The 24,116-nt window shown below is 65.4% G+C and carries 17 protein-coding genes; 9 read left to right on the top strand and 8 right to left on the bottom strand.

Annotated features, from left to right (window positions below; genetic code table 11):
* Positions 1–30: 30 nt before the first annotated feature.
* Positions 31–1,800 (bottom strand): cell division protein PerM, encoded by a 1,770-nt coding sequence (locus JZY06_RS08770; RefSeq protein WP_207279184.1) that lies wholly within the window; start codon positions 1,798–1,800, stop codon positions 31–33.
* Positions 1,801–2,465: 665 nt separating this feature from the next.
* Here JZY06_RS08770 and JZY06_RS08765 point away from each other — a divergent pair.
* Positions 2,466–3,215 carry a M23 family metallopeptidase gene (locus JZY06_RS08765; protein WP_207279183.1) on the top strand — a complete coding sequence of 250 codons (750 nt, stop codon included), beginning with the start codon at positions 2,466–2,468 and terminating at the stop codon, positions 3,213–3,215.
* Between the two features lie 355 nt (positions 3,216–3,570).
* Here JZY06_RS08765 and JZY06_RS08760 read toward each other — a convergent pair whose 3' ends face one another.
* Positions 3,571–6,102 carry a UvrD-helicase domain-containing protein gene (locus JZY06_RS08760; protein WP_207279182.1) on the bottom strand — a complete coding sequence of 844 codons (2,532 nt, stop codon included), beginning with the start codon at positions 6,100–6,102 and terminating at the stop codon, positions 3,571–3,573.
* 94 nt (positions 6,103–6,196) lie between these two features.
* Here JZY06_RS08760 and JZY06_RS08755 point away from each other — a divergent pair, with 94 nt between their 5' ends.
* On the top strand, positions 6,197–6,499 hold the full coding sequence (locus JZY06_RS08755; protein WP_207279181.1) for a chorismate mutase: 303 nt from the start codon (positions 6,197–6,199) through the stop codon (positions 6,497–6,499).
* A gap of 47 nt (positions 6,500–6,546) precedes the next feature.
* Here JZY06_RS08755 and JZY06_RS08750 read toward each other — a convergent pair whose 3' ends face one another.
* Together JZY06_RS08750 and JZY06_RS08745 are read right to left on the bottom strand one after the other, a co-directional pair.
* Positions 6,547–6,801: a hypothetical protein gene (locus JZY06_RS08750; protein WP_207279180.1), complete on the bottom strand. Its 255-nt coding sequence runs from the start codon at positions 6,799–6,801 to the stop codon at positions 6,547–6,549.
* 69 nt (positions 6,802–6,870) lie between these two features.
* Positions 6,871–8,352 (bottom strand): NAD-dependent succinate-semialdehyde dehydrogenase, encoded by a 1,482-nt coding sequence (locus tag JZY06_RS08745; protein WP_207279179.1) that lies wholly within the window; start codon positions 8,350–8,352, stop codon positions 6,871–6,873.
* A gap of 394 nt (positions 8,353–8,746) precedes the next feature.
* Between JZY06_RS08745 and pgi the strand changes: the two genes are divergently transcribed.
* A complete protein-coding gene (gene pgi, locus JZY06_RS08740) occupies positions 8,747–10,393 on the top strand; it encodes a glucose-6-phosphate isomerase (protein WP_207279178.1) in 1,647 nt (548 codons plus the stop codon).
* A gap of 352 nt (positions 10,394–10,745) precedes the next feature.
* Positions 10,746–11,660: a DUF4862 family protein gene (locus JZY06_RS08735; RefSeq protein WP_207279177.1), complete on the top strand. Its 915-nt coding sequence runs from the start codon at positions 10,746–10,748 to the stop codon at positions 11,658–11,660.
* Positions 11,661–11,830: 170 nt separating this feature from the next.
* Here the strand turns inward: JZY06_RS08735 and JZY06_RS08730 are convergent, their stop codons facing one another.
* On the bottom strand, positions 11,831–12,238 hold the full coding sequence (locus tag JZY06_RS08730) for a YccF domain-containing protein (RefSeq protein ID WP_207279176.1): 408 nt from the start codon (positions 12,236–12,238) through the stop codon (positions 11,831–11,833).
* 101 nt (positions 12,239–12,339) lie between these two features.
* Here JZY06_RS08730 and JZY06_RS08725 point away from each other — a divergent pair, with 101 nt between their 5' ends.
* Complete coding sequence (locus tag JZY06_RS08725; protein ID WP_330617221.1) at positions 12,340–13,554, top strand: MFS transporter; 1,215 nt, start codon at positions 12,340–12,342, stop codon at positions 13,552–13,554.
* A gap of 104 nt (positions 13,555–13,658) precedes the next feature.
* The gene (locus JZY06_RS08720; RefSeq protein WP_207279174.1) at positions 13,659–14,483 is read left to right on the top strand and encodes a class I SAM-dependent methyltransferase; all 825 of its coding nucleotides are present in this window, start codon (positions 13,659–13,661) and stop codon (positions 14,481–14,483) included.
* Between the two features lie 227 nt (positions 14,484–14,710).
* On the opposite strand, the gene JZY06_RS08715 is transcribed toward JZY06_RS08720, so the two are convergent.
* Positions 14,711–15,553, bottom strand: coding sequence for an Fpg/Nei family DNA glycosylase (locus tag JZY06_RS08715; RefSeq protein WP_207279173.1), 843 nt, complete (start codon positions 15,551–15,553; stop codon positions 14,711–14,713).
* A 121-nt stretch (positions 15,554–15,674) separates the two neighbouring features.
* The gene (locus JZY06_RS08710; RefSeq protein WP_207279172.1) at positions 15,675–20,981 is read right to left on the bottom strand and encodes an Lhr family ATP-dependent helicase; all 5,307 of its coding nucleotides are present in this window, start codon (positions 20,979–20,981) and stop codon (positions 15,675–15,677) included.
* Positions 20,982–21,173: 192 nt separating this feature from the next.
* Between JZY06_RS08710 and JZY06_RS08705 the strand changes: the two genes are divergently transcribed.
* The 3 genes from JZY06_RS08705 (at position 21,174) to JZY06_RS08695 (ending at position 23,655) form a co-directional block, all read left to right on the top strand.
* Positions 21,174–21,947: a 3'(2'),5'-bisphosphate nucleotidase CysQ gene (locus tag JZY06_RS08705; RefSeq protein WP_207279171.1), complete on the top strand. Its 774-nt coding sequence runs from the start codon at positions 21,174–21,176 to the stop codon at positions 21,945–21,947.
* Between the two features lie 216 nt (positions 21,948–22,163).
* The gene (locus tag JZY06_RS08700; RefSeq protein WP_207279170.1) at positions 22,164–22,979 is read left to right on the top strand and encodes a thymidylate synthase; all 816 of its coding nucleotides are present in this window, start codon (positions 22,164–22,166) and stop codon (positions 22,977–22,979) included.
* 133 nt (positions 22,980–23,112) lie between these two features.
* Positions 23,113–23,655: a dihydrofolate reductase gene (locus JZY06_RS08695; protein WP_207279169.1), complete on the top strand. Its 543-nt coding sequence runs from the start codon at positions 23,113–23,115 to the stop codon at positions 23,653–23,655.
* A gap of 37 nt (positions 23,656–23,692) precedes the next feature.
* Here the strand turns inward: JZY06_RS08695 and JZY06_RS08690 are convergent, their stop codons facing one another.
* Entirely contained in the window at positions 23,693–24,082 is a 390-nt protein-coding gene (locus JZY06_RS08690) for a hypothetical protein (protein ID WP_207279168.1), read from the bottom strand.
* Between the last annotated feature and the right edge of the window lie 34 nt (positions 24,083–24,116).

The following is a 24,116-nucleotide window of genomic DNA, read 5'->3' as shown; positions in this document are numbered from 1 at the left end:
CCTTCCACCGGCCCCGGCCAGTCGGCTGTGTCAGCCGCGCGGCTTACCCGGGTATTCCCGGGTGGTCCCCTCGGGGGCAGCGCTGTCACCGTCCGTGTGTGCGGCAGCGGTCCCGGTGGCCGGGTGGCTTTCGGCCTCCGGGCGGGTGTTGCCATCTGCCGGATCAGCGGTGCGGTGGTCATCTGCACTGTCGGCGTTGTCCGGGACGGTGGTGACACTGTCGCTATCGGTGGCGGTTGCCGGGCTGTCGGCGGGATTGCCGTCACCGTCTGCCGCACCGGTGTCTTCTGTCCGCTCCGCGGCGGCATTACCGGCGCCCCCGGCAGGATCACCGCCATCACCGGCAGGCTCACCGTTGGCGGGTTCACCGTCGGCAGGCATGTGGTCGCTGCCGGCCGGTTCTTCGTCAGTGCCCGCAGGTTCTTCGTCAGTGCCCGCAGGTTCTTCGTCAGTGCCCGCAGGGTCCCCGCCGCTGGGGCCGGCGGATTCACCGCCGGCAGAAACGTCAGCGTCGGTAGTGACGGACTGATCGTCACCCTCGGCGTTTGCGGATTCGTCGTCGCCGTCGGTACCGGCGGAACCGTCATCACCGTCGGTGCCGGCGGACTCACCGTCACCGTCGTCATCGGCGATGACGGCGTCTTCTTCCGTGGCTTGCCGGTGTGCCGCTTCTTCGGGGGCGGGCTCTGCCAGGTCGGCCGCCTCATCGGGGTTGTTTCTGCGGTGCAGCGCCCAGGCCGCCCGGCCCACACCGATGACCGTCCAGCTCACGGCGGCCATCCACACCAGGGCCAGCCCTGCGGACAGCCACAACAGCGGCCCCGCGGTGCCGTAGACACCCAGCACCCCGCGGCTCATGGTGACGGCCACCAGAGCAAAGAGTCCGGCGAACACCCCGGAGACATACAGCCCGGACACATCGCCCTGTGTGGCCCGCAGATGTTTGAACACCGCGGCTCCCGCGCACACCGCGGGAATCAGCAGCAGCAGCTGGAACCAGACGGGCGCTTCAGCGGGCAGGGCCGCCAGAAGCGGCAGCGGGGGAAGCGGCACCAGCACCACATCGAACAACGACACTTCCGCCCCGCCGATACCGACCCCGGACCCGAGCAGTACAGCGGCGGTTGCCACCACCGCATTCGGCAGGTACAGGATGCTCAGCAGCACCAGGCCCACCACGGCCCACGGCCCGTTGAAGCGTTCGGAAAGCTCCACCAACTGGGGGATATGCCACAGCAGTGACACGGCGAACACGGCTGTTGCGGCCACTGCCAGATAGCGCAGGAAGTCGGCGGCCACGGTGGCTGCGGACACCAGATGCACCGGCACCCCGGCCCGGGTACACAGCGCTTTCCACAACCGTGGCCCCATGCCGAGCACCAAACCGGTGCCGTGCACCAGGGCGGTGGAGGCCACAGCCCCCGGCACAGAGGCCACCGTCACCGGAAATACCGGCGAGGCATCCCAGACCATAAACAGCGCCACCCCGGTCAGGAGCAACGGCACCAGCGGTACCAGCACCACCAGCAGCACCACATCGGCGATGGCGGCCCGGACCCTGATGACTTTGTGGACCTGCCGGGCCACCAGAGCAATCACCAGCACCGCCGGCAGCATCGGCAGCGCGGACAAGGTGATCCGGCTGGTGCCCACCGGCGCCAGGTTGGCGGCCAGCCACAGCTGCCCGACGGTGGCGGGAAGGGTGACAAACCCCGATTCCATAAATAACAGCAGTCCCAGCGACACCAGCAGTATCAGTGAGACAAGGATCACATTCGGTGCCAGGAAGGCGGGGGCCACATGCCACAGACGGGCAAGGGCGCCCCGCGGCGGGGCCGGGGCCGCCGCGGGGGCGGGAGGAACCGGCTGCGGGCGCTGGCGAACGCGGCCCGCCGCCGGTCGGCGGCGCCCGGCGGGCGCGGAAGACGTCCCCAAACGTGCTTGTGGTGATGACTTTTTGCTCACCCACACCACCATGCCAGATCGCCCGGGCAAAGCCGTGGCGACTGGCCGCGGCGCCGGCCAAGGTGCGCCGCTTTTTCCCGCCATCCCGCCGCAGGGGCGCCCACCAGCACATGAAACCCGCGCCACACCCACCCCCGCGGCCGCTTCCCGGGCGGGGTCACGGAGGGGAAAACAGGGTCACATTCCGGTTGCGGTGGCCTGCATTACCAACTAGGGTGGCAACCCGTAACATCACAAACTGGTTACAGTTTGGGTGCGAAACTAATTCAGCAGGTAACGATTCTCCGGGGTCGATAGACATACTCCCCGGAAAATACCGTGAAATTACCTGTCCACAGGACGCAGAAGATAACTGTCACAGGTTTTTCCTCCCGCGCCGCGGACAGGCGTTCACGCCGGAGATAACCGGTACCGGCATCAACAGCCTGCCAGCACTCACCGTGATGTTCGAGGACTCATTCATCAGGTGACTGGATCGACGGCGAAGGGATACGGCCCCCATGACCAACACTGCTCAGCGGACAACCACCACAGGCGCGCACCGCAAGCGCACGACACCGGTGAGGAACCGGGTCGCCCTGGTGGCCGTGGCTACCGGTGCCGTCACCGGTGCAGGGGCCGGCGGTGCAGCCGCCGCCACCGCCCAGTCCGCCCCCGAGCACGCCGTCGCCGCACCCGAACTGGAGCTGGCCGGACAGTCCACTCCCTTCGAAGCCGCCGTCGCCCAGTTCGCCAACGACAACAACGTTCCCCAGATTCTCAACATCCCGGAGTTCAAGCCCGAGGAATCCCTGGTCGACCAGCTGCACAAGGCCATCGACTACCACGCCCAGAAAGTCACCGAGGACATGCAGGCCCGCATGCCGCAGGCAGTCAAACCCGCCCAGGGTGTGCTCACCAGCGGCTACGGCTACCGCTGGGGGTCGGTCCACAACGGTGTGGATATCGCCAACAGCCTCGGCACCCCGATCGTGGCCGCCGAAGACGGCACCGTCATTGATGCCGGACCGGCCTCCGGATTCGGCCAGTGGGTGCGGATTCTCCACGACGACGGCACCATCACCGTCTACGGGCACATGGAAACCATCGATGTGGCTGTCGGCCAGCAGGTGACTGCGGGACAGAAAATCGCCGGGATGGGTTCGCGCGGCTTCTCCACCGGTGTGCACCTGCACTTTGAGGTCCACCCGGTCGGTGGCGGCGCCATCGACCCGATCCCGTGGCTGGCAGAGCGCGGCATCACCCTGTAACACACTCTTTTTCCATCTCCCGGGCAACTGCTGCCCGGGAGATTTTTTGACCCACCATGCACCATCCCCCGCCGGAGGCGGCGCGCCTTCGGCGCCACCGCCCGGGGGGGCAGCCACGGTACGAAAAAAACAGCGCAGACACGCTGTGGGGCCACAGCACGCCCCGGCGGGCCCCACCGTGGGGCAGCAGGGTTCCACCGCTGCCAGAACGCCGTGCACAGCCACTGCGACGGCCACCGGCTGTGCCCGCCCCCGCCGCCAAGCTGCAGACGGTGACGGGGGCGCCCCGGCCGGTGCGGCAAACCGGTGGGGTGGCGGCAGGACGCGCAGGGCAGGTGCGGCGGGAAGGCGTGTCCTAGAGCTTTTCCATCCGGATGCCGGGAATGAGCACAATTTTGACGGTGCCTTTGGAGCGGAAGTCGATCATTGCCGCCCTGTGCCCGGCCACGGTCTCGATGGAGGTGACCGTGCCCATCCCGTACTGCTCGTGGTTGACCAGGTCACCCACCGCCAGATCCAGGGCCGGGCCTTTCGGCGCCTGCGGCAGTCCGGGGCGCACCGGTTTACCGGCTGCCGGGGAGCTGGTGGACCCACCCCGGCCGGGGCCGGCCGTCGGCTTCGACCAGCCGAATCCGGCGCCGGACAGCCCCCATGCATCCGCAGCCGGTTGGGTGCGCTGCCAGTCGATCAGGTCGGCCGGGATATCGGAGAGGAAACGTGATTCGGGGTTGCGGGTGGCCGCCCCCCAGGAGGCGCGCTGCACCGCCCGGGTGACGTAGAGACGCTGCCTGGCCCGGGTGATGGCCACATAGGCCAGGCGGCGTTCTTCCTCCAGCTGCGCCGGATCGCCCAGGGACCGGCTGTGCGGGAACTGCCCGTCTTCCCAGCCGATGACGAACACCACCGGAAATTCCAGTCCTTTGGCGGTGTGCAGGGTCATCAGGGTGACCTCCCCCCTGTCGTCGCCGGGAATCTGGTCGGCGTCGGAAGACAGCGAGATTTTTTCCAGGAAAGCCTGCAGGCTGCCCGGTTCGGCCATGCCTTCGGTGGCGGCGGGGTCAGTGTCATCGCCGCCGATTGCCCCGTAGGCGGCGGTCTGCGCGCTTTCGGAGGTGAATTCGCGGGCCACCGACACCAGTTCGTCGAGGTTTTCCAGCCGCGCCTGATCCTGCGGGTCGTTGGAGCCTTCCAGCTGCTCCCGGTAGCCGGTCTGGGTGAGGATTTCTTCCACGATCTCCCCCAGATCCACCTGCCCGGTGCCGGGATCGATGGCCCCGGCGGCGCACTGCCGCAGATGATCCATCAGAGCGGCGAAACGGCCCACCGCTTTTTGTGCCCGCGGCCCCAGCGCATCGATGCGGCCCGCTGCCGCATCACCGATGGCGGCGCCGAAACCCGTGCCGGTGGACTGGGCGTGGTTGGTCAGCTGTGACAGCGCTTTGTCGCCGATGCCGCGGCGCGGGGTGTTGATGATCCGGGTCAGCGACACCGTGTCGTCGGGGTTGTCGATGGCTTTCAGGTAGGCGACGATGTCCCGGATTTCCTTCCGGTCGTAGAACCTGGTGCCGCCGACGACTTTGTAGGGGATGCCGGTGCGCATGAACACCTCCTCCACCGCCCGGGAGGACGCATTGGTGCGGTACATCACGCACACGTCCCGCCAGGCGCCGCCCGTATCGATCAGCCGGTCGATTTCCCGGGCCACGAAGCGGGCTTCGTCGTGTTCGTCGTCAGCGACCCAGCCGACGATTTTGTCCCCCTCGCCGGAGGCGGTCCACAGTTTTTTCTTCCGCCGTCCCGGATTGTGGGCGATCACCGCGTTGGCGGCGGACAAAATAGTCTGCGTGGAACGGTAGTTCTGTTCCAGCATCACCGTCTGTGCCTGCGGGAAGTCCTGCTCGAATTCCTCGATGTTGCGGATCGTCGCCCCGCGGAACGCATAGATCGACTGGTCGGCGTCGCCGACCACGCACAGTTCACTGGAGTCCACCCCGCTGCCGTCACCGCCGGTGACCAGGGCACGCACCATGGCGTACTGCGCGTGGTTGGTGTCCTGGTATTCGTCGATGAGCACATGGCGGAAACGGCGCCGGTAATGCTCGGCGATATCCGGGTGCCCGGTGAATATGCGGTGGACCTCCATGATCAGGTCATCGAAGTCGCAGGCGTTGGCCGCCCGCAGCCGCCGCTGGTATTCGGCGTACACCGCGGCGACCACCGGGGTGTCACTGTCGGCGCCGTGGCCCGCCTGGCGGGCGGCTTCCGCCGGGTCGACGAGCTCGTTTTTCCAGTTCGATATCCGTCCCGCCACCAGCCGGGCGGTGAGTTTTTTGGTGTCGATTCCCATGTCCTTGGCGATCATGGTCACCAGGCGGCGGGAATCATCGGCGTCGTAGATGGTGAAGTTGGTGTTCAGTCCCTCCACCAGTCCGGTATGCGCCCGCAGAATCCGCACACAGGTCGAGTGGAAGGTCGACACCCACATGCTGTCGGCGGCGGGACCGACCAGCTCGCGGACCCGCTCCCGCATTTCCGCGGCCGCTTTGTTGGTGAAGGTGATCGCCAGCACCTGCCAGGGGGCCACCCCCCGCATCGCCAGCAGGTAGGCGATTCTTCTGGTCAGCACCGCTGTTTTGCCCGACCCGGCGCCGGCGACAACCAGCAGCGGGCTGCCCTGGTGCACCACAGCCTGCCGCTGCTGCGGGTTCAGTCCCTCCAGCAGGGGGTGGTCTGCACCGGATACCGGCTGCTCCGCCCCGCCGGCAGGGGATATCGGTTCCTCGCCGGGGCTGGGGGAATAGGGAGAACGAAGACCCTGTGGGCGGGGGCGGCCGGGGTCTGCGGAAGCGGAAAACGGGGAAGCCTGGTGGTGATTGTCTGCAGCCATAATGGCCCCAGACTATCCGACAGCCCGGCACCGGGTTCGCTGTCCATCCGTGTTCGGAGCGGATACCGGCATGCGGCGTGGCACAATACCCATCATGACCGACACACCCGCCCCTTTTTCAGTCCGGACGCCCTCCGGCAGCGACGATCCGCTGACGGATGCGGAAATCCAGCGCTACCGGGAAGAGATCGACCGTCTTGACGAGATCATCATTGATGCGGTGATCCGCCGCGCCGAGGTCTCCGGCGCGATCGGCAAAACCCGCATGATCTCCGGGGGAACCCGACTGGTCCACACCCGGGAGGTGCGCATCATCAACCGCTTCCGGGAAGCCATCGGCGAGGAAGGCCCGGCGCTGGCGAACCTGCTGCTGCGCATGGGCCGCGGCAAACTGTAGGCCGCCGGGTTTTCCCGGCCGCCCACCGCCGCCGGTGAGCCGCCGGGCTAGCTGCCGGATTCGGAAAGCTCGGTGGCCCCGGCCCCGCCCAGGGTGAACGTGACCTGGTCGCGCCAGGTGGTGAAACCGCTCTCCCCGGCCTGACCGCTGCGGCTGCGCAGCCCCGACAGGCGTTCCTGGCGCAGATATTCCTTGAGCACATGCTCGGCCAGGTCACCGACGGTGGTGCCGTGGCCGGCGGCGGCGCGGGCCAGCCCGGCCGCCACCTCTTCACTGAGGACAAGGCAACGTGATGAATCCATGTCTGCCATTGTGCACCACCGCTGTGCCGGGTGTGCCCCGCCCGGCACAGGCGGTCCGCACCCCGGTGGTCAGCGCGGCAGGGAGATGTATTTGGTCTCCAGGAATTCCTCGATGCCCTCGCGGCCGCCTTCCCGGCCCAGGCCGGACTGTTTGAACCCGCCGAAGGGGGCGGCCGGATCGGACAGGGCGCCCTTGTTGACCGCCACCATGCCGGATTCGATGGCTTCCGCCGCCCACAGGGCCTTGGTCACATCTGTGGTGAACACGTAGGCCGCCAGCCCGTAGTCGGTGTCGTTGGCCTGCCGGATGGCGTCCTCGTCATCGGTGAAGGTGGTCACCGCCACCACGGGGCCGAAGATTTCACTGCGGGTGATCTCCGCGTCGGCGGGAACATTGCCCAGCACCGTCGGCGGGTAGAAGGCACCGCCGGCCAATGAGTCATCCAGCTTTGCGCGGCTACCGCCCAGATGGACTGTCGCGCCTTTGGCGACGGCGTCGTCGACCAGGCGGGCAACAGACTCCAGCTGGTCGGTTCCCGACAGACAGCCGACATCGGTGGCCGGATCGGTGCCGGGTCCCACGGTCAGTTCGGCGATCTGCGCGGCCACCCGGCGGGTGAATTCCTCGGCCAGGGACTCGTGGACGATGAACCGGTTCGCCGCGATGCAGGCCTGCCCGGCGCCGCGCATTTTCGCTGTCGCGGTGGCCGCCACAGCCTCCTCAAGATCAGCGTCTGCGAAAACAACATAGGGGGCGTTGCCGCCCAGTTCCAGGGACACTTTCACCGAATTTTTCGCCGCCCGGGCGGCCAGCATCTGCCCCACCCCGGTGGAGCCGGTGAAGGTGAATTTCCGGATCCTGGTGTCATCGAGCAGACAGGACACATTGTCGGCGGTGTCGGTGGGAAGCACCTGGAACACTCCGTCGGGAAGACCCGCCTGCTTCATGATTTTCGCCAGATACAGCATGGTCAGCGGGGTTTTACTGGCCGGCTTGAGGACCATGGTGCATCCGGCGGCAATCACCGGCCCCAGTTTCCTGGTGCCCATGGCCAGCGGGAAGTTCCACGGGGTGACCGCCAGACAGGGGCCCACCGGCTGCCGGTGGACGACAATGCGCGCCGTCGCCTGCGGATTGACCCGGTAGTCGCCGCCAATCCGGGTGGCTTCCCCGGCGAACCAGCGGAAAAACTCCGCCCCGTAGTCGACTTCGGCGGCGGAATCCTTCAGCGCCCGCCCCAGCTCCAGCGACTGCACCAGCGCCAGGGTGTCTTTGTTGTCGTGCAGCAGGTCAAATGCCCGCAGCAGAATATCGGCGCGTTCCTGCGGGGCGGTGGCCGCCCACTCCGGCTGCACCGCGCACGCACCGTCCAGGGCGCGGCGGGCGTCCTCGGCGGTGGCGGACGCCACCCGGCACAGGGTTGAACCATCACCCGGGTTGATCACAGGGAAGCTTTCCCCGGAGGAGGATTCGGTGAATTCCCCGTTGATGAACAGCCCCGTGGGCAGTTCGCTGACAAGTTCATGAAACTGTTGTGTGTTTTCGGCCATAGCACCATGATGCACAAAAACGCCCCGCGGGGCCGCGAAAGCTGCACCCGCCGGGCGCCAACTCCCCCCTGGAACCCACACCACGGTTGTGGCCGGATGTGGGCTAACGCCCCCCTCCCGGCCCGCCGACGGGCGGGCCGGGAGGACAGCGTCCCTTCCAGCCCGCGCCGGGGTTTTCCGCACCAGCGGCGGTTTGCAGCTAACGTTGGGGATGTTTGGCGGCATGCGCCGCCACGCCACGGCCCGACAGGTGGGGCTGCCGCTTGACCGCCGCCCGAAAAAATTGACGGGAGGGCAGACGGGGCGGAGACAGCCGACACCGATGCCCCACCGTCGCGGGCGCACCTTGTTTTTGCATTCGACCACCACGTACCACACTGGAAAAGGACACATAATGGCTGAAGTCATCACCAACACCCCGCAGTGGCAGGCACTGAAGGAACACCACACATTCCTCCACGAGACCACCCTGCGGGATCTGTTCGCCGCCGATCCGCAGCGTGCGGCAAAGATGACGCTGTCCGCCGCCGGACTGACCGTCGACCTGTCGAAAAACCTCGTCAACGACGACACCCTCGCACTGCTGAAGGCACTGGCCGAGAAAGCGGAACTGAAAAAAGCCACCGAGGAGATGTTCACCGGCGCCCACATCAACAACACCGAGGACCGGGCGGTGCTGCACACCGCGCTGCGGCTGCCGGCGGAAGCGGAACTTTCCGTCGACGGCCAGGATGTGGCCGCCGATGTGCACGAGGTGCTTTCCCGGATGCGGGATTTCTGCCACGCGCTGCGGAAAGGCACCTGGCTGGGGCATACCGGACACACCATCAAAACAGTGGTCAACATCGGTATCGGCGGCTCTGACCTGGGTCCCGCCATGGCGGTGAAAGCCCTGCGCTGCTACGCCACCGCAGGTATCAGCGCCCGGTTCGTCTCCAACGTCGACCCGGCGGACATGTCGGCCACCCTCGATGAACTCGACCCCGCATCAACCCTTTTCATCGTCGCGTCCAAGACGTTTACCACCCAGGAGACCCTGGCCAATGCGCATGCCGCCAAACGCTGGCTGCTGGATGCTTTCGACGGGGATGAGTCGGCGGTGGCCAAGCATTTCGTGGCGGTGTCCACCAACGCCGAAAAAGTCGCCGAATTCGGCATCGACACCGCCAACATGTTCGGCTTCTGGGACTGGGTGGGTGGCCGCTACTCGGTCGATTCGGCCATCGGCCTGTCGCTGATGGCGGTGATCGGCCCGCAGGACTTCATGAACTTCCTGGCCGGTTTCCACGACATGGACGTCCACTTCCGCACCGCCCCCATCGAGAAAAACATTCCCGCCCTGATGGGTCTGCTGGGAATCTGGTACTCCAACTTCCACGGCTTCGACACCCACGCGGTGCTGCCCTACAGCCAGGATCTGTCCCGCTTCCCGGCCTACCTGCAGCAGCTGACCATGGAATCCAACGGCAAGCACGTCCACCACGACGGCTCGGTCGTCAACTGCGCAACCGGCGAAATCTACTGGGGTGAACCCGGCACCAACGGCCAGCACGCGTTCTTCCAGCTGATGCACCAGGGCAAGCGGATCGTCCCCGCCGACTTCATCGGTTTCGTCCGCCCGAAAGAGGATCTGCCCACCGCCGACGGCACCGGCTCGATGCACGACCTTTTGATGAGCAACTTCTTCGCCCAGACCAAGGTGCTGGCCTTCGGCAAAAACGCCCAGGAAATCACCGCCGAAGGTGTGCCGGTCAGCCTGGTCAGCCACAAAGTCATGCCCGGCAACCGGCCGACCACCACCATCCTCGCCGAGGAACTGACCCCCTATGTGCTCGGTTCCCTGATCGCCCTCTACGAACACATCACCTTCGTCCAGGGCGTGATCTGGGACATCAACTCCTTCGACCAGTGGGGTGTGGAACTGGGCAAAAAGCAGGCCGGCGATCTGCTTCCGGCAGTCACCGGTGACACAGAAGCCGACTCCGGCGACAGCTCCACGGACAATCTGATCGCCTTCTACCGCAGCCACCGCAACCAGTAACCCGCACCACGGGCAGGGCGCATCAGCGCCGCACATTGGGCGCCGCCCGGTCTTGCTTTCCCGCAGACCGCGCGGCGCCCGGCTAATTTCCCTCCCCGCGGACTCCCCCGGCTGTGCGCCACAGCGGAAAACATCTGACATGTCATTTTTTTCGGGTTAGACTTGTTTTCCGAAAACCACCGCCACCCGCGGCATCGGCACCAGCACCAGCCCCAACCTGTCAGACAGGTTCAGTTGGAAACCGGCGTCTTGCATGCGGCCGACCGGTGCGGGCCAGGTGGGTTTCCAAGTAAAAAACCATCACCGTATCCGTGCCCATTTTCCCGTCCCACCGATAGGTTGTGCTTGCCCCATGAACACCTCCCCCACCCCTTTCGTCGTCGGCGCCTACGCCTCCATGCCGGGCGACAGCGCAGGACAGGCCCGCTACTACGACATGCTCGCCGACACCGGCTGGGTCACCGGTATTGAGGTCCCCTTCCCCGGGCAGCTGGCCGACCATGACAGCCGGGACTGGCTGGGTGGGCAGCTGGCCGGACGTTTCCCGCATTCGATTGTCACCGCCATCCCCGGCACCATGGTCAATGTGTGGCGGGACAAAAACTTCGGCCTCGGATCCCCCGACGAGCTGGGCCGGAAACAGGCGATCGATTTCACCGCCCGCATCCATGCGGCCGTCACTGCCGTGCACGCAACCCACGGGCAGATCTTCGATGCGGTGGCCGTCCACTCCGCACCAACGCATCTGCGCACCGCGAAAGATTTCACCGAGTCGCTGAAAGAAGTGCTGTCCTGGGAGTGGGGCGATACCCGCATCATCATTGAACACTGCGACAAAGACACCGCCAGCCACACCCCCGAAAAAGGCTTCCTGCCCATCGAAGAGGAGCTGGCAATCGCCGGGCAGCTGGGCATCAAAGTATCGGTCAACTGGGGGCGGATCGCAGTCGAGGCCCGCAACGGGGAGGAGCCGAACACACTGATCGGCACCGCAGCGAAAACCGGGTGCCTGGCGGGCGTGGTGTTCTCCGGGGCCTCGCCGGCACAAACCATCTACGGCGGCCCGTGGGCGGACGGCCACCTGCCCGCCAGCGACGATGAACCCACCTCATTGATGACCCCCGAAATTATTGCCGAAGCCACCGGCCTTGCCGGTGAGGTCGACTTTTTCGGCGCCAAATGCTGTGTCCCGCCGGAGTCCGGGCTGGATGAGCGGCTTGCCATGCTCACCCGCATCGCCCGCCCCACCGGGGTGGTCACCGGATAGATCAACCGTCCCCCGAACCCACGACATCCCCGCCGGACAGGTAAAACCCACCCGGGCGGGGATGTCTGTTTGATCATCTTCCGGTGAACTGCCGGGCAGGCACGGGGACAACCGCCGATGGCAGTGTCCCGGCCAGGTCCCCGGCACTTGTATGCGGGACTGCCGGTGCGCTAAATCTTCACCGCGGCCGCCGGATTGGCGACCGAACCGGCCGGCACGATCTTTTTGCCGTAGGGGAAACAGGTCACCGGAATCAGCTTGATGTTGGCGATGGCCAACGGGATGCCGATGATCGTCACCGCCTGCGCGGCAGCGGTACCGATATGCCCGATGGCCATCCACAGTCCGCCGAAGATGAACCAGATGGCATTGGCAACGCCGGTGACAACACCGGCTTTTCCGGTGTCGACAACTTCCCTGCCGAAGGGCCACAGGGCATAGGAGGCCATACGCATCGACGCCACCCCAATGGGGAAGGTGACAATCAGCACGCAGGCAACAAGGCCGAAGAGGAAATAGCCGAGGGCCAGCCACAGTCCACCGGTGACAAGCCACAGAATGTTCAGTATTGCTTTCATGGCTCACCACCATAGCGCCCCCGGCCGCCACACGGATGGCCGGGCGGGGGACGAAACCCCGCCGCCAACCATGTGTCCCCGAAGTATTAATGTCGGAATATGTGAACAAAAACAATGTCAGCCTCATCGCTCTGATCGCCATCGCGCTGACAGCGACCAATATGCGGGCCGCCGTCACCGCGTTGTCGCCACTGGTTCCCCTGATCAACAATGATCTGCACTTGGGCGGCACCATGGTGGGTCTGTTGGGCATGATCCCCACCGCCATGTTCGCCCTGGCGGCTTTCGCCACCCCGACGCTGCTGCAGGCATGGTCCGGGCCGCGGATGCTCATGATCGCGATGCTACTGACCACCGCAGGTGAGATTCTGCGGGTTATCGGCCCCCATACCGGCCTGTTGTTTGCCGGGACCGCCCTGGCACTGTTCGCCGTCGGCATCACCAATGCGGCGGTACCGCTGGCAGTCAGGCAGTTCTTCCCCGCCCGGGTGCCTGCGGTATCCATGGTCTATCTGGTGGCCATGCAGGCGGGCATGCTGGCAGCACCCCTGACGGTGGAACCGGTGGCGAATCTGTTTGACCGCAACGGCTGGCAGTATTCCCTCGGCAGCTGGTCGCTGCTGGCCTTCCTGGCGGCCCTGGCCTGGATCCCCCTGGCCGCAGGCCCGGCCGGCGCAACCACAACCACCGCCGGCCACCCGGCTGCCCGGCAGCGTTCGCTTCCAGTGTGGACAACCCCGGTGGGCCTGGGACTGGCGGTGATGTTCGGGTTCACCAGCTTCGCTTCCTACGGGATGATGATGTTTGTGCCGGCTTTTTTCACCACCGCCGGGGCCTCGGTGGGCTTCGGGGCACTGATGCTGTCGGTGTGGTCCGGCGTAGGGCTGATCCTGGCGATTGCCGCCCCGTACGCGGTGGACCGGTTCCGGGATCCCTTCTGGGTGATCGTGGTGTGCGCGATACTGTTTTTCATCGGCAACACCGGTATGGCCACCGCCCCCATGGCCGCCCCCTGGGTATGGATTCTGTTCTCCGCGGCAGGCCCGTTGAGCTTCCCGATGGCCCTGACCCTGGTCAATGTGCGGGCCAGAACCATGGAGGGAGCCAGATCCCTGTCCAGTTTCTGCCAGGGGGCGGGCTACACCATGGCCTGCGGCGGACCGTTTTTCATGGGGTTTCTCCGGGAGGTCACCAACGGATGGTTCTGGCCGAACGTGGTGCTCACCGCCTCGCTGATCGCGATCTGCATCGGTGGTTTCTTCGCCACCCGACAGGTGTTCGTCGAAGACCAGCTGCTGTCGGCGGACACCCGGTAGCCGCCTTCAACTGGTGCGCACAACCGCACTTTACCGACCACAGCAACCGCTATAGCATGTGTCGGTACATGGCCCCGTGCACACCGGAATATAAGGAGCCGTCTGTGGCAGCCGATACCGCCCACACTCCCGCCTTCATTGTTTCCGCCTGGCAGGACCAGCAGCAGGCGTTTATCGAACAGCGTGATCTACGGACCACAACCATGCTGGAAACCGTCGCCCGCCACGCCGCAACTCTGGGACGGCCCCCGCGGATTCTTGATCTCGCCTGCGGGCCGGGGTATTTGTCGACAGCCGCTGCCGAACGCTTCCCTGATGCGGTCATAGTCGGGGTGGACCGGGATCCGGTACTGCTGAAACTGGCGGCCGACACCAATCCGGAACCCGACAGAATCACCTACGTCGACGGCGATCTCACCGCCGATGATCTGGCGGAGCTACTGCCCCACCGGCCCTTTGACGCGGTTATCTCCACCACGGCCCTGCACTGGCTCGATCCGGACCATCTGGTGGGCCTGTACGTGCGGTTGGCCGCACTCATGGCCCCGGGGGCTGTCCTGCTCAACGGCGATCATCTCTTGTTCAATCCGATCTCGCAGCCTTTCCTCTCCGGGGTCTGTGAGCAGCTGCGCAACGAGCACCTGGCGGCCGCCACCGCCGCTGGCGCCATGACCTGGTCGGACTGGTGGACGGCAGCTGAATCATTGCCCGGTTACGAACAGGCGGCACAACTGCGCAAACAGCGCTGGCGCGACAAACACGCCACCTTGCCGGTGTCCGCCGAATTCCACCTGGAAGCCCTGCGGGCCGCCGGCTTTACCGAGCTGGGGACCATCTTCCAGTGGTTCGATGACCGGATTATCTTCGGCAGGAAACCCACCGGCCCCGACACTCCCGGTGACAGCGATGGCCCGGGCAGCGGCCACTAGCCGGGCGACAACCAGAAAACCGACCGGTCCCCACCCGGCGGGCTGACCACCAACAAGCGGGAATACAAGGCACACAACAACAGCACCCCAACCACAACCCGCCGCCGTCAGCCGGCACAACAGCACACACACCGGCGGTGCTCCGGGGAAGCCAGTGGCAGGGCCGGTTTTTTGGGGACACAGATTTCAGGTGCGCGGCCCCTGGTTTTTTCGGTGCGGGTTTCGCCCTATCCGGCCGGATTGTCCGGTACCGGCTGACAGACCGGGCAAAACCAGATCACCCGCTCCAGTTCCCCGTCGTCGCCGCCACGATCCGCCCCGCCCAGAAATCCTTTGCCGACCGGGGTGCCGCAGCGCCTGCACGGTTTCATGTACCGGCCGAACACATAGGTTGATTCCCCGGCGCGCCGCACCCCGGTGGTCACCCGCAGATCGGAATTGCGGTTGTCCCACATCAGTTTTCGGGTGAGCGCCAGTATTGTGTCGATGTCGGTGTCTTTGACTGCGGTGGCCGGGTGAACACCGGCCAGAAAACAGATTTCGGCCCGGTATTCGTTGCCGACACCGGCCAGATTTCTCTGGTCCAGCAGCGCGGCGCCAACAGCTCTGTCCGGGCGAGCCAGAATCCGCTGTTTGGCTTGTTCACATCCACCGGTCAGCCAGTGCTGTTTCAGTACATCAGGACCCAGATACCCCATGCGCTGCCGGTAGTCGGCGACGGGGAACACTTCCACCAGCCCCAGGTTGTGGCCGACGATTTCAATGTCGGTGCCGCTGCCCTGTCCACCGTCGACCACCAGCACCACCCGGGCGGTGAAACCGGGTTTTCTCCATTTTTCCCCGTGGTGGTTAACCGACCAGGTGCCCTCCATTTTCAGGTGGGTGTGCATGATCTGCTCCCCGAAAGCCATGAACAGGTGTTTGCCGTAGGGCCACACCTGACGGCACACCGATCCGGTGAAATCGACTGTCGCATAGCGCGGAACCCGCAGTGACGATGACACCACCCGCCGTCCGGCCATGAACTGCAGACGACGGGCCAGCTGGTAGACGGAATCACCTTCCGGCATGGTGTGCTCCTTGGGGTGGTGGGCCGATGGTGTGCCCGGTCTCTCCCCCGCTACCGCAAAGGTGCGGGAAGAAAAGACGGGCAACTGGTTGGGGTGACGGTGGAAAAACAGATGGGGCCGGTTAGCGTCTGCGGCCCGGACGGCGGAAACCGGTTCCCTTTGGCGGCCGGTAGACGATTCCCGGGTCGGTTATACCGTCACCGTGGTCCCCGGCGGGATCATTGTCCATCACGGTTGTGGCTTTCAGTCGCGGTCGATTCAGCGGGGTGGTTCTCGATGGCCCTCCGATCACTATGCCCCGCGGGGTGAAGGAGGCCCCGGCTTGTTTCATGGCTGCGGCAACCGGTGCCTGCAGGGCAGCCTGGCCGTCTATTTTTTCCACCGTCACCTTCGACATGCGGCCCGCCGCAACCATGTCGGTCAGTGCTGTGACGACAACAGCTGCTGTGCCGCTGTCATCCAGTGGGGTGTGCTGGTCAAACAGTGTCAGGTTTTTTCCGCCCCGGGTCAGATACGCCACCAAAAGACCATCGGCGATAACGACCACAGCACCCGGGGCGCGGGTGGGTCGGGCGCTAGTGTCAGGCCAGGGAAGTGCCGCCCCGAAAGGGTTGGCCGGATCAGTGGCGGCCAGCACGTGGACCTGCGGGTTCTCTGCCCCCGACGGCCAGCCGACCACATCGGGGCTGTCGGTGAATCCGCGCAGCCGATCAATCAGTGCCGGGGTGGAAAACTGGGCTGCACCCAGCCCATCGACAAGATAGCCGCGCATGGCTTTGCCGGCCTGTTCAAAGCCGGTGAGCACCTTGTAGGCCAGAGCAAATCCCCCGGTGACGTCTTCGGCTTTCACACTGCCCCGGGTCACGACCCCGTAGCGGTCAAGCCAGGCTTCCCCGTGGGCGATGGATCTGGTCGTGGCATCGGTGGCGGGGATAACGGCACGCGCCCACCGGCCGGTCATGTCCACCGGTGTCGAGACCGCCGGTGAGGCCTGCTGACTGTGGGCGAAGGAGGTTCGGCCCATGCGCAGCCGACCCCGGGCCGGGCGCCGTGTCGCCCGGTGGGCGGCTTTCCCACCGGTGGCCCCGGCAAGTCTGGCCCTGATCGGCCCGAAACCGTCCGGGGTGACAAGTCCGCGTTCGACCAGGGTCCACAGGTCTTGCTGCAGCTGGTGCGGATCGATTTTCTCCGGCACCGCTGTAGCCGGGTCACGATCCCCGCCGTTATCCGGCTGACGGCCACCGGGGCCGCTGTCTGTGGCGGACGGATCCTGTTGCCGGAACTGTCCTTTGTCCAGGTCACTGAGCAGCTGCGGGAAATAGAATCCGCCGCCGCGGTCGAGTAATTCCAGAACATCCTCCTGGCTGTCGGTCAGTCCCCCACGGTCCACCGGGGGTGCCAGTTGTGCCGCATAATCGGCCGGCAGCAACATGATCCACGGGTCTTTTGCCCCGGCTTTCCCGCAGCCGACGACAAACACCTCACCGGAGTTGGTCAGCTCATCGAGCATGGACGGCTGGTAGTCACCGACGCGTGCGGGCAGAACCAGCGATTCCCAGGCGGAGGCCGGAAGACGGACACCGGCGAGTTGCTCGATGACGGCAAACACCCCGTCGGTGCCGCGCAGGCGCGGTGTGTCACCGGCCGGGGCCACCCGGTGCCAGTCGGGAAGAAAACGGGCGAATGTTGACTGGCTGACCGGTTCAGCCTGTGCCCTGGCCCGGGCCAGACAGCGTGACCGGATAATCGACAGCACTGTCCCGGCACAGTACTGGTCCGCTGTCACCTCGCTGCGGAACCTGCCCTGGGTGACAGCCCCCAGGGCAATCTGCCGGCTGATGGCGGTAAAGGCGGCACCGGGGGCAATACCGAAATGATCCGCCACATCGGTGACGGTAAACGGCCCGGAAGTTTTGGCGTACCGGCCCACCAGTTGATCAAGGGCATCGGTGATGGTCTGCTGCCGGGCAACAACTCCCGGCGGCACCGGGATGCCCAGACCATCGCGCAGCAACGGGGCGTCGAGGCTTTGCGCCAGGTGCTCCTTTCCCGCGATCCGCACCCGCATCACCCGGTTTCCGAGTTCCCGGCAGGCGATATCGGCTATGTGTTCACCGTCGGTGGGATGGTGTACCGGTTGATCTGTCTGCGAATCTGGAGCGGTGCCGCTGTCTGCCGGGGTGTCGGCGGGAAGGCTGCCGGTGGCAGCGAAACTGGTCCAGCGGCCCAACTCCTCCACCGGCACCGGCCCGACGATGCGCAGGGTATCGGCGAGCTGTTCGCAGGTTGTTGCCCGCCTGTCGGGGGCGGTCCGGCGCAGCTGCCGGTGAACCTCGTCGATGATGTCGCCGTCGAGCAGTTCGGCCAGCTCCCGCGTACCCAGCAGTTTGGCCAGCAGCACCGGGTCCAAAGCCAGGGCGGCGGCCCGTTTTTCCGCCAGCGGGCTGTCGCCTTCGTACATGAACGCCCCGGTGTAGTTGAACAGCAGGGAGCTGGCGAACGGGCTGGGGGTGTCGACAGTGACCTCCGCTATGCGGATCTGGCGCCTGGCGATACCGCCGAGGATGCCTTCCAGCGCCGGAATGTCGTAGACGTCTTTGAGACATTCGCGCACCGTTTCCAAAATGATCGGGAATTTCGGGTATTTGCGCGCCACATCAAGAAGCTGTGCGGCCCGCTGCCGCTGCTGCCACAGCGGTGCCCGGGTGCCGGGTTTTTTGCGCGGAAGAAGAAGCGCCCGGGCCGCGCATTCCCGGAACCGGGAGGCGAAAAGAGCGGAATCACCCACAGCACCGGCCACAATATCGCTGATCTGGTCCGGGTCGATGACAAACAGGTCCTGGCCCGGTTCGGTGGCCTGGTCGGGAAGCCGCAAAACAATCCCGTCGTCGCCGGCCACCGCCTGGGCGTCCATGCCTGTTTTCTCCCCGATCAACGCATTGACGGCCAAAGCCCAGGCAGCGTTGACCGGACGGCCGAAGGGGCTGTGCAGCACAATCCGCCAGTCGCCGAGTTCATCGGTGAATCTCTCCAGCAGCAGGGTGGTGTCGTCGGGAACGATTCCGGTGGCGTCTTTCTGGTCGCCCAGATAAGTCAAAAGATTGTTTCTGGCCCGCTCATCCAGCACACCGGTATCCGCCCGGGCCGGGTCGGCAGCCACTTCCCGCCGGTAGGCCCCCAGTGCCGTGCCCAGTTCACACGGGCGCCCGGCACTGTCGCCGTTCCAAAACGGCAACCGTCCGGTATGCCCCGGGGCCGGGGTGACCAGAACCTGGTCTTTGGTGATCTCTTCGATCCGCCAGCTGGACGCCCCCAGGGTGAAGACGTCGCCCACCCGGGATTCGTAGACCATCTCTTCATCAAGTTCACCGACTCTTCTGGGCGGCTGCGGGGATCGTTGACCTGTCGTTGCGCCGCCGGCCAGAAACACCCCGAACATGCCGCGGTCGGGAATGGTGCCGCCGTTGGTGACAGCCACCCGCAGGGTCCCGGGGCGGGCCGACAGTTCACCGGTGACCGGGTCGTGGATGATGCGTGGCTTCAGTTCACTGAAATCCGTCGACGGGTAGACACCCGCCGCCAAATCGATGACCGCGTCAAAAATATCCCGGGGCAGGTTGCGGTAGGGCCAGCTGCGGCGGACCGCCGCATACCACTGGTCGGTTGAGATGGGGGCTGTCACCGTGGTGGCTATGGTCTGCTGCACCAGCACATCCAGCGGGTTCTCCGGGACGGTGAGGGCTTCTATTGCGCCTTCCCGCATCCGCTCGACGGTCACGGCCGTGGCCACCAGGTCACTGCGGTGCAGCGGATAAAACGACCCGTGGGAGACAGCCCCCACGGTGTGGCCGGCGCGGCCGACCCGCTGCAGGCCGCTGGCCACCGATGGCGGGGCCTGCACCTGGATGACTTTGTCGACCATCCCCATGTCGATACCCAGCTCCAGCGAGGAGGTCGCCACCACACAGCGCAGCTCACCGGATTTCAGCTGCGCCTCGATGTGGGAGCGTTCGGTTTTGCTCACCGACCCGTGGTGGGCGCGGGCAATCACCGCCCGGGCGTGGCCTGCGGTATCGCTGTAGGTGCCCAGTTGCGCGGGAAGTCTCATCCCCGCCGGGTTGAGGGCCGACGGGTCGTGCTCGCTCGCCCACAGTTCATTGAGTCTGCTGGTCAGTTTTTCCGCCGTGCGGCGCGAGTTGACAAACAGCAGCACCGACCGGGCCGCCATGATCTCGGCGTAAATGTCTTGTTCGACAAACGGCCAGATCGATCCGTCGGGGCTGGTGGCGGTATCTTCCGACAGCAGCCTGCCGGCCGGGGTGTCTTCTGCCCCGGCGGCGACAGAGTGTCGGGGGCCGCCGGGAGTGTCCTGTTTTTCCGGCTCACCTGTATCAGCTTCGCCGGGGTCACCGGCGGCAGGATCCGCCCCTGACCACCTAGCCGGGGGTCCGGTGAAAAAATCAATGTCCAGGTTGGTCCCACCGGCCGATGCCTGCCCGCCGTCACCTGGGCGGGGTATGTGTTCCGGGTGCCCGCTGTCCCACGGTGCCGCACCGTTGTCGCCGTCAGGTGGCATGGTCAATCCGGTGGTGTCGTCGATGACGGCGTCACCGATGGTGGATCCGGGTTCCGGGGAGGGAATATCGGCCATGTCGTCGACCGGCACATGGATATCCAACTGCCACTGTTTGTCGGCCGGCGGATTGATGATGGTCACCGGCCGGTCGCCGCCGAGAAATCCCGCCACCTGTTCCACGGGGCGCACGGTTGCTGACAGCCCGATGCGTTGGAAGGGTTGCCCGCACAGTCGTTCCAGCCGTTCCAGCGACAGTGCCAGGTGCACCCCGCGTTTGGTGCCCGCCACGGCATGGATTTCATCGACGATGACGTACTCGACGTCGGTGAGCATGGCCGCGGCTTTGCTGGTCAGCAGCAGATACAGCGACTCCGGGGTGGTGATGAGGATATCCGGCGGATTGGCCTGCTGTTTTCTGCGCTCATTCGGTGGGGTGTCGCCGCTTCGGACCGCGGTGGTTATCGGCGGGATATCCGCGCCCAGGCGGGCCGCGGTGCGGGCGATCCCGGTCAGTGGCGCCCGCAGGTTGTTGTCGACATCCACCCCGAGTGCTTTCAGCGGGGAGATGTAGAGCACACTGACTTTCCCGCCGCCCGCTCTTCCCGCAGGCGGGGGGCCGTCACCGGTATCGAGCGCAGTTTGTCCCGCTCGCCCGGTCAACCGGTCCAGCGCCCACAAAAAAGCGGCCAGTGTTTTACCCGAACCGGTCGGTGCCACAATCAGCGCATGATCGCCGGAGGAAATCGCCTCCCAGGCGGCCGCCTGCACACCGGTGGGGGCAGCAAAGACATCGGTGAACCAGCCGGCCACCGGGGGGCTGAACCGTGCCAGCACCGTTTCGCTGCTATCCATACCCACCATGAAACCATCCCGCGGCCAGATGGCGCCCACCACCGGCGGCACGCAATCGACCGGCCGGTCACCGCACCCGACCCCAGCCACCGGGTGGACGGCTGTCAGCTTCATTGCCCTGTCCCCGCCGCCGACCGGCGGAGGAAGAGCTGTGTGGCTAAGTCAGTGTGCTACCGCCTACAATTGAAACCCATGACAAGGATTCTTGACGATGCCATCCTTACCGCCCGTCTTGCCCAGGGCACCGGCGATATTCTCAAAGGTGTCCGTGACGTCGGCGTATTGCGCGGACGTTTTCTGGGTGATGCCGGTGACGAACTCGCCCAATCCTGGCTTGCCAGGGCTTTGGAGCAGCACCGCCCCGATGACGGGGTGCTCTCCGAGGAAGCCGCCGACAATCCGGAGCGGCTGGACAAATCCCGTGTGTGGATCATCGACCCGCTGGACGGTACCCGGGAATTTGCCACGGGCCGGCAGGACTGGGCGGTCCATATCGCCCTGGTCGAAAACGGGGTTCCCAAATGCGCCGCGGTCGGTCTTCCCGACCTGGGTGTGGTGTTCCACTCCGAGGAAGCCAAAGCCGTCGCCGGTCCGCTGGCGAAGAAAATCGTCATGAGCCACAACCGGGCACCGAAAGTCGCCGGCTACGTCTGTGAACAGATGGGCTTTGAGCCGGAGAAAATGGGTTCTGCCGGGGCAAAGGCCATGCATGTGCTGCTCGGTGACGCCGACGCCTACATTCACGCCGGCGGCCAGTACGAGTGGGATTCAGCGGCCCCCGTCGGTGTGGCGGCTGCCGCCGGTTTGCACTGCTCCCGCCTGGACGGCTCACCGTTGCGCTACAACCAGCGGGATCCCTACCTGCCCGATATTCTGGTCTGCCGCCCGGAGCTGGCCGACGATATTTTGGGCCACATCGCCGACTTCCACGACAAACACGGCTCCTACACCCCCGTCGAGGACTAGATCTATTTCCCGGGGCTGCAGGACCTCTTCCCGTACCCGGTGGAACAGTCACATCCCGCCCAACGACACCACCCGCCGTGTGCACAGTGTTTTCAGCGCTGTGCCGCAGGCGGGTTTTGTGTTGTGTGCCACCATCGTGGGGCGCACCCGGCCCGCACCGCGGCATCCCCGCCGGGGTTGTACCGCCGGGATGCCCGGTGGGCTACAGTGTTGCCCATGAGCCAGTCCACCAGCCCCATCCCCACCCCGTACGAGGATTTGCTGCGCGATATCGTGGCCTGCGGGACAAAGAAATCGGATCGTACCGGCACCGGAACCACCAGTGTGTTCGGCCGCCAGATGCGTTTTTGTCTCACCGAATCCTTCCCCCTGATCACGACGAAAAAAGTCCACATGAAATCAGTCATCGGGGAGCTTTTGTGGTTCCTGCGCGGCGATTCGAACATCAACTGGCTGCATGAGCACGGGGTGACGATCTGGGATGAGTGGGCCGACGACAACGGGGATTTGGGGCCGGTCTACGGGGCGCAGTGGCGCAGCTGGCCCACCCCCGACGGCCGTCACATCGACCAGATTCAGCAGTTGGTCGACACCATCACCACCAACCCGGATTCCCGGCGGATGATTGTCTCGGCGTGGAATGTCTCCGAACTGGACAATATGGCTCTTCCCCCCTGCCACATGATGTTCCAGACCTATGTCGCCGACGGCCGGCTGTCGCTGCAGCTCTACCAGAGAAGCTGCGACATGTTTTTGGGCGTGCCCTTCAACATCGCCTCCTACTCGCTTTTGACGCTGATGCTGGCGCAGCAAACCGGGCTGGAACCGGGGGAATTCATCTGGACCGGCGGGGACTGCCACATCTACGACAACCACCGTGAGCAGGTTGCCCTGCAGCTGTCGCGCACCCCGCGTCCCTACCCGCGGCTGACGCTGCGCAAAGCCACAGACATTTTCTCCTACGATTTCTCCGACATCACCATCACCGGCTACGACCCGCATCCGGGTATCAAAGCACCGGTGGCGGTGTAGGCGGGTATCCCATTCGCCGGGACGGCACCACCACAAGACCCGGCAGCACCGAAAAAACCTTGCCCGCGCAGGCCCCGCACAAAGCTGCCGGAGTCTTCCCTGCTGCGGCAGCACCAATGATGTGGATGTGACCATGTGTGAAATAGTCCCGGACAACAACGGCTACGCCGCCATTTGGGCGCAATCAGCCGACGGGGTGATCGGCGACGGGCACACCATGCCCTGGTATCTGCCGGAGGATTTGGCCCATTTCAAAAAAACCACCGGCAGCGACACAGTGGTGATGGGCCGGCACACCTGGCAGTCCCTGCCGGAACAATTCCGTCCCCTGCCGGGCCGCAGAAATATCGTGTTGAGTACCCGGCCTGCCGGGACCTGGTCGGACGGCGCCGAGGTCACCACCACCCTGCCGGAGGCCCCGGCCTGGATCATGGGCGGCGGGAAAGTCTATGACAGCACCATCAATGACTGCAGTCTGCTGGTGGTCACCGTCATTGACGCCGACATCAAAAATCTGCTCGGGGACAACGCCGTCATGGCCCCGGTCATCCCCGACGACAGGTTTGAACTCGTGCGGGAAACCGACCCGGTCGAAAGCAGCAGAGGACATCTGCTGGTGGGCGATACGGCAGCACCCCTGACCTTCCGCATCCAATGGTGGAAGGCGGAAAACTAGGCGGCGGCAGAGTTTTTTAACCCACCGGGCCGCTGGGTCAGTGCCGCAGATAGTAGGGGGTGTCGCCTTCCCTTACCAGGGAGGCCGCCAGCCACACCGCCCCCAAGACCACTGCGCCGACAGCCCACAGGGTAAACGTCCATGCCACCAGGCCGGCCAGAATCAACGTCAGCCCCGGGGCCAGGTTGAGCAGTGGGCGCATGCCGTCAATGAACGTGCAGCCAATCGCGGCAAACCCCGCCACCACCGCACACACCGTCAGTGCCCATGCCCCGTCCAGGATTTCCCGGGGCGCGTCGGGGACTGCGGCGCGGCGGAAAAACCAGACGGCACCGGCTGCGGACAACACGAACAAAAGCCACAGCACAACGGCGGGAAACCGGTCGATACGGTGCGGCCCCTGGTGGGCACGGGAATGGTAGGTCACGGTGGGTGTCTCGATTCTTTTCTGATCTGTCGGC

Source organism: Corynebacterium mendelii (assembly GCF_017307055.1).
GTDB lineage: Bacteria > Actinomycetota > Actinomycetes > Mycobacteriales > Mycobacteriaceae > Corynebacterium > Corynebacterium mendelii.
Note: the sequence above shows the minus strand (reverse complement) of the source record. Positions and strands in the feature narration are given on the sequence as shown.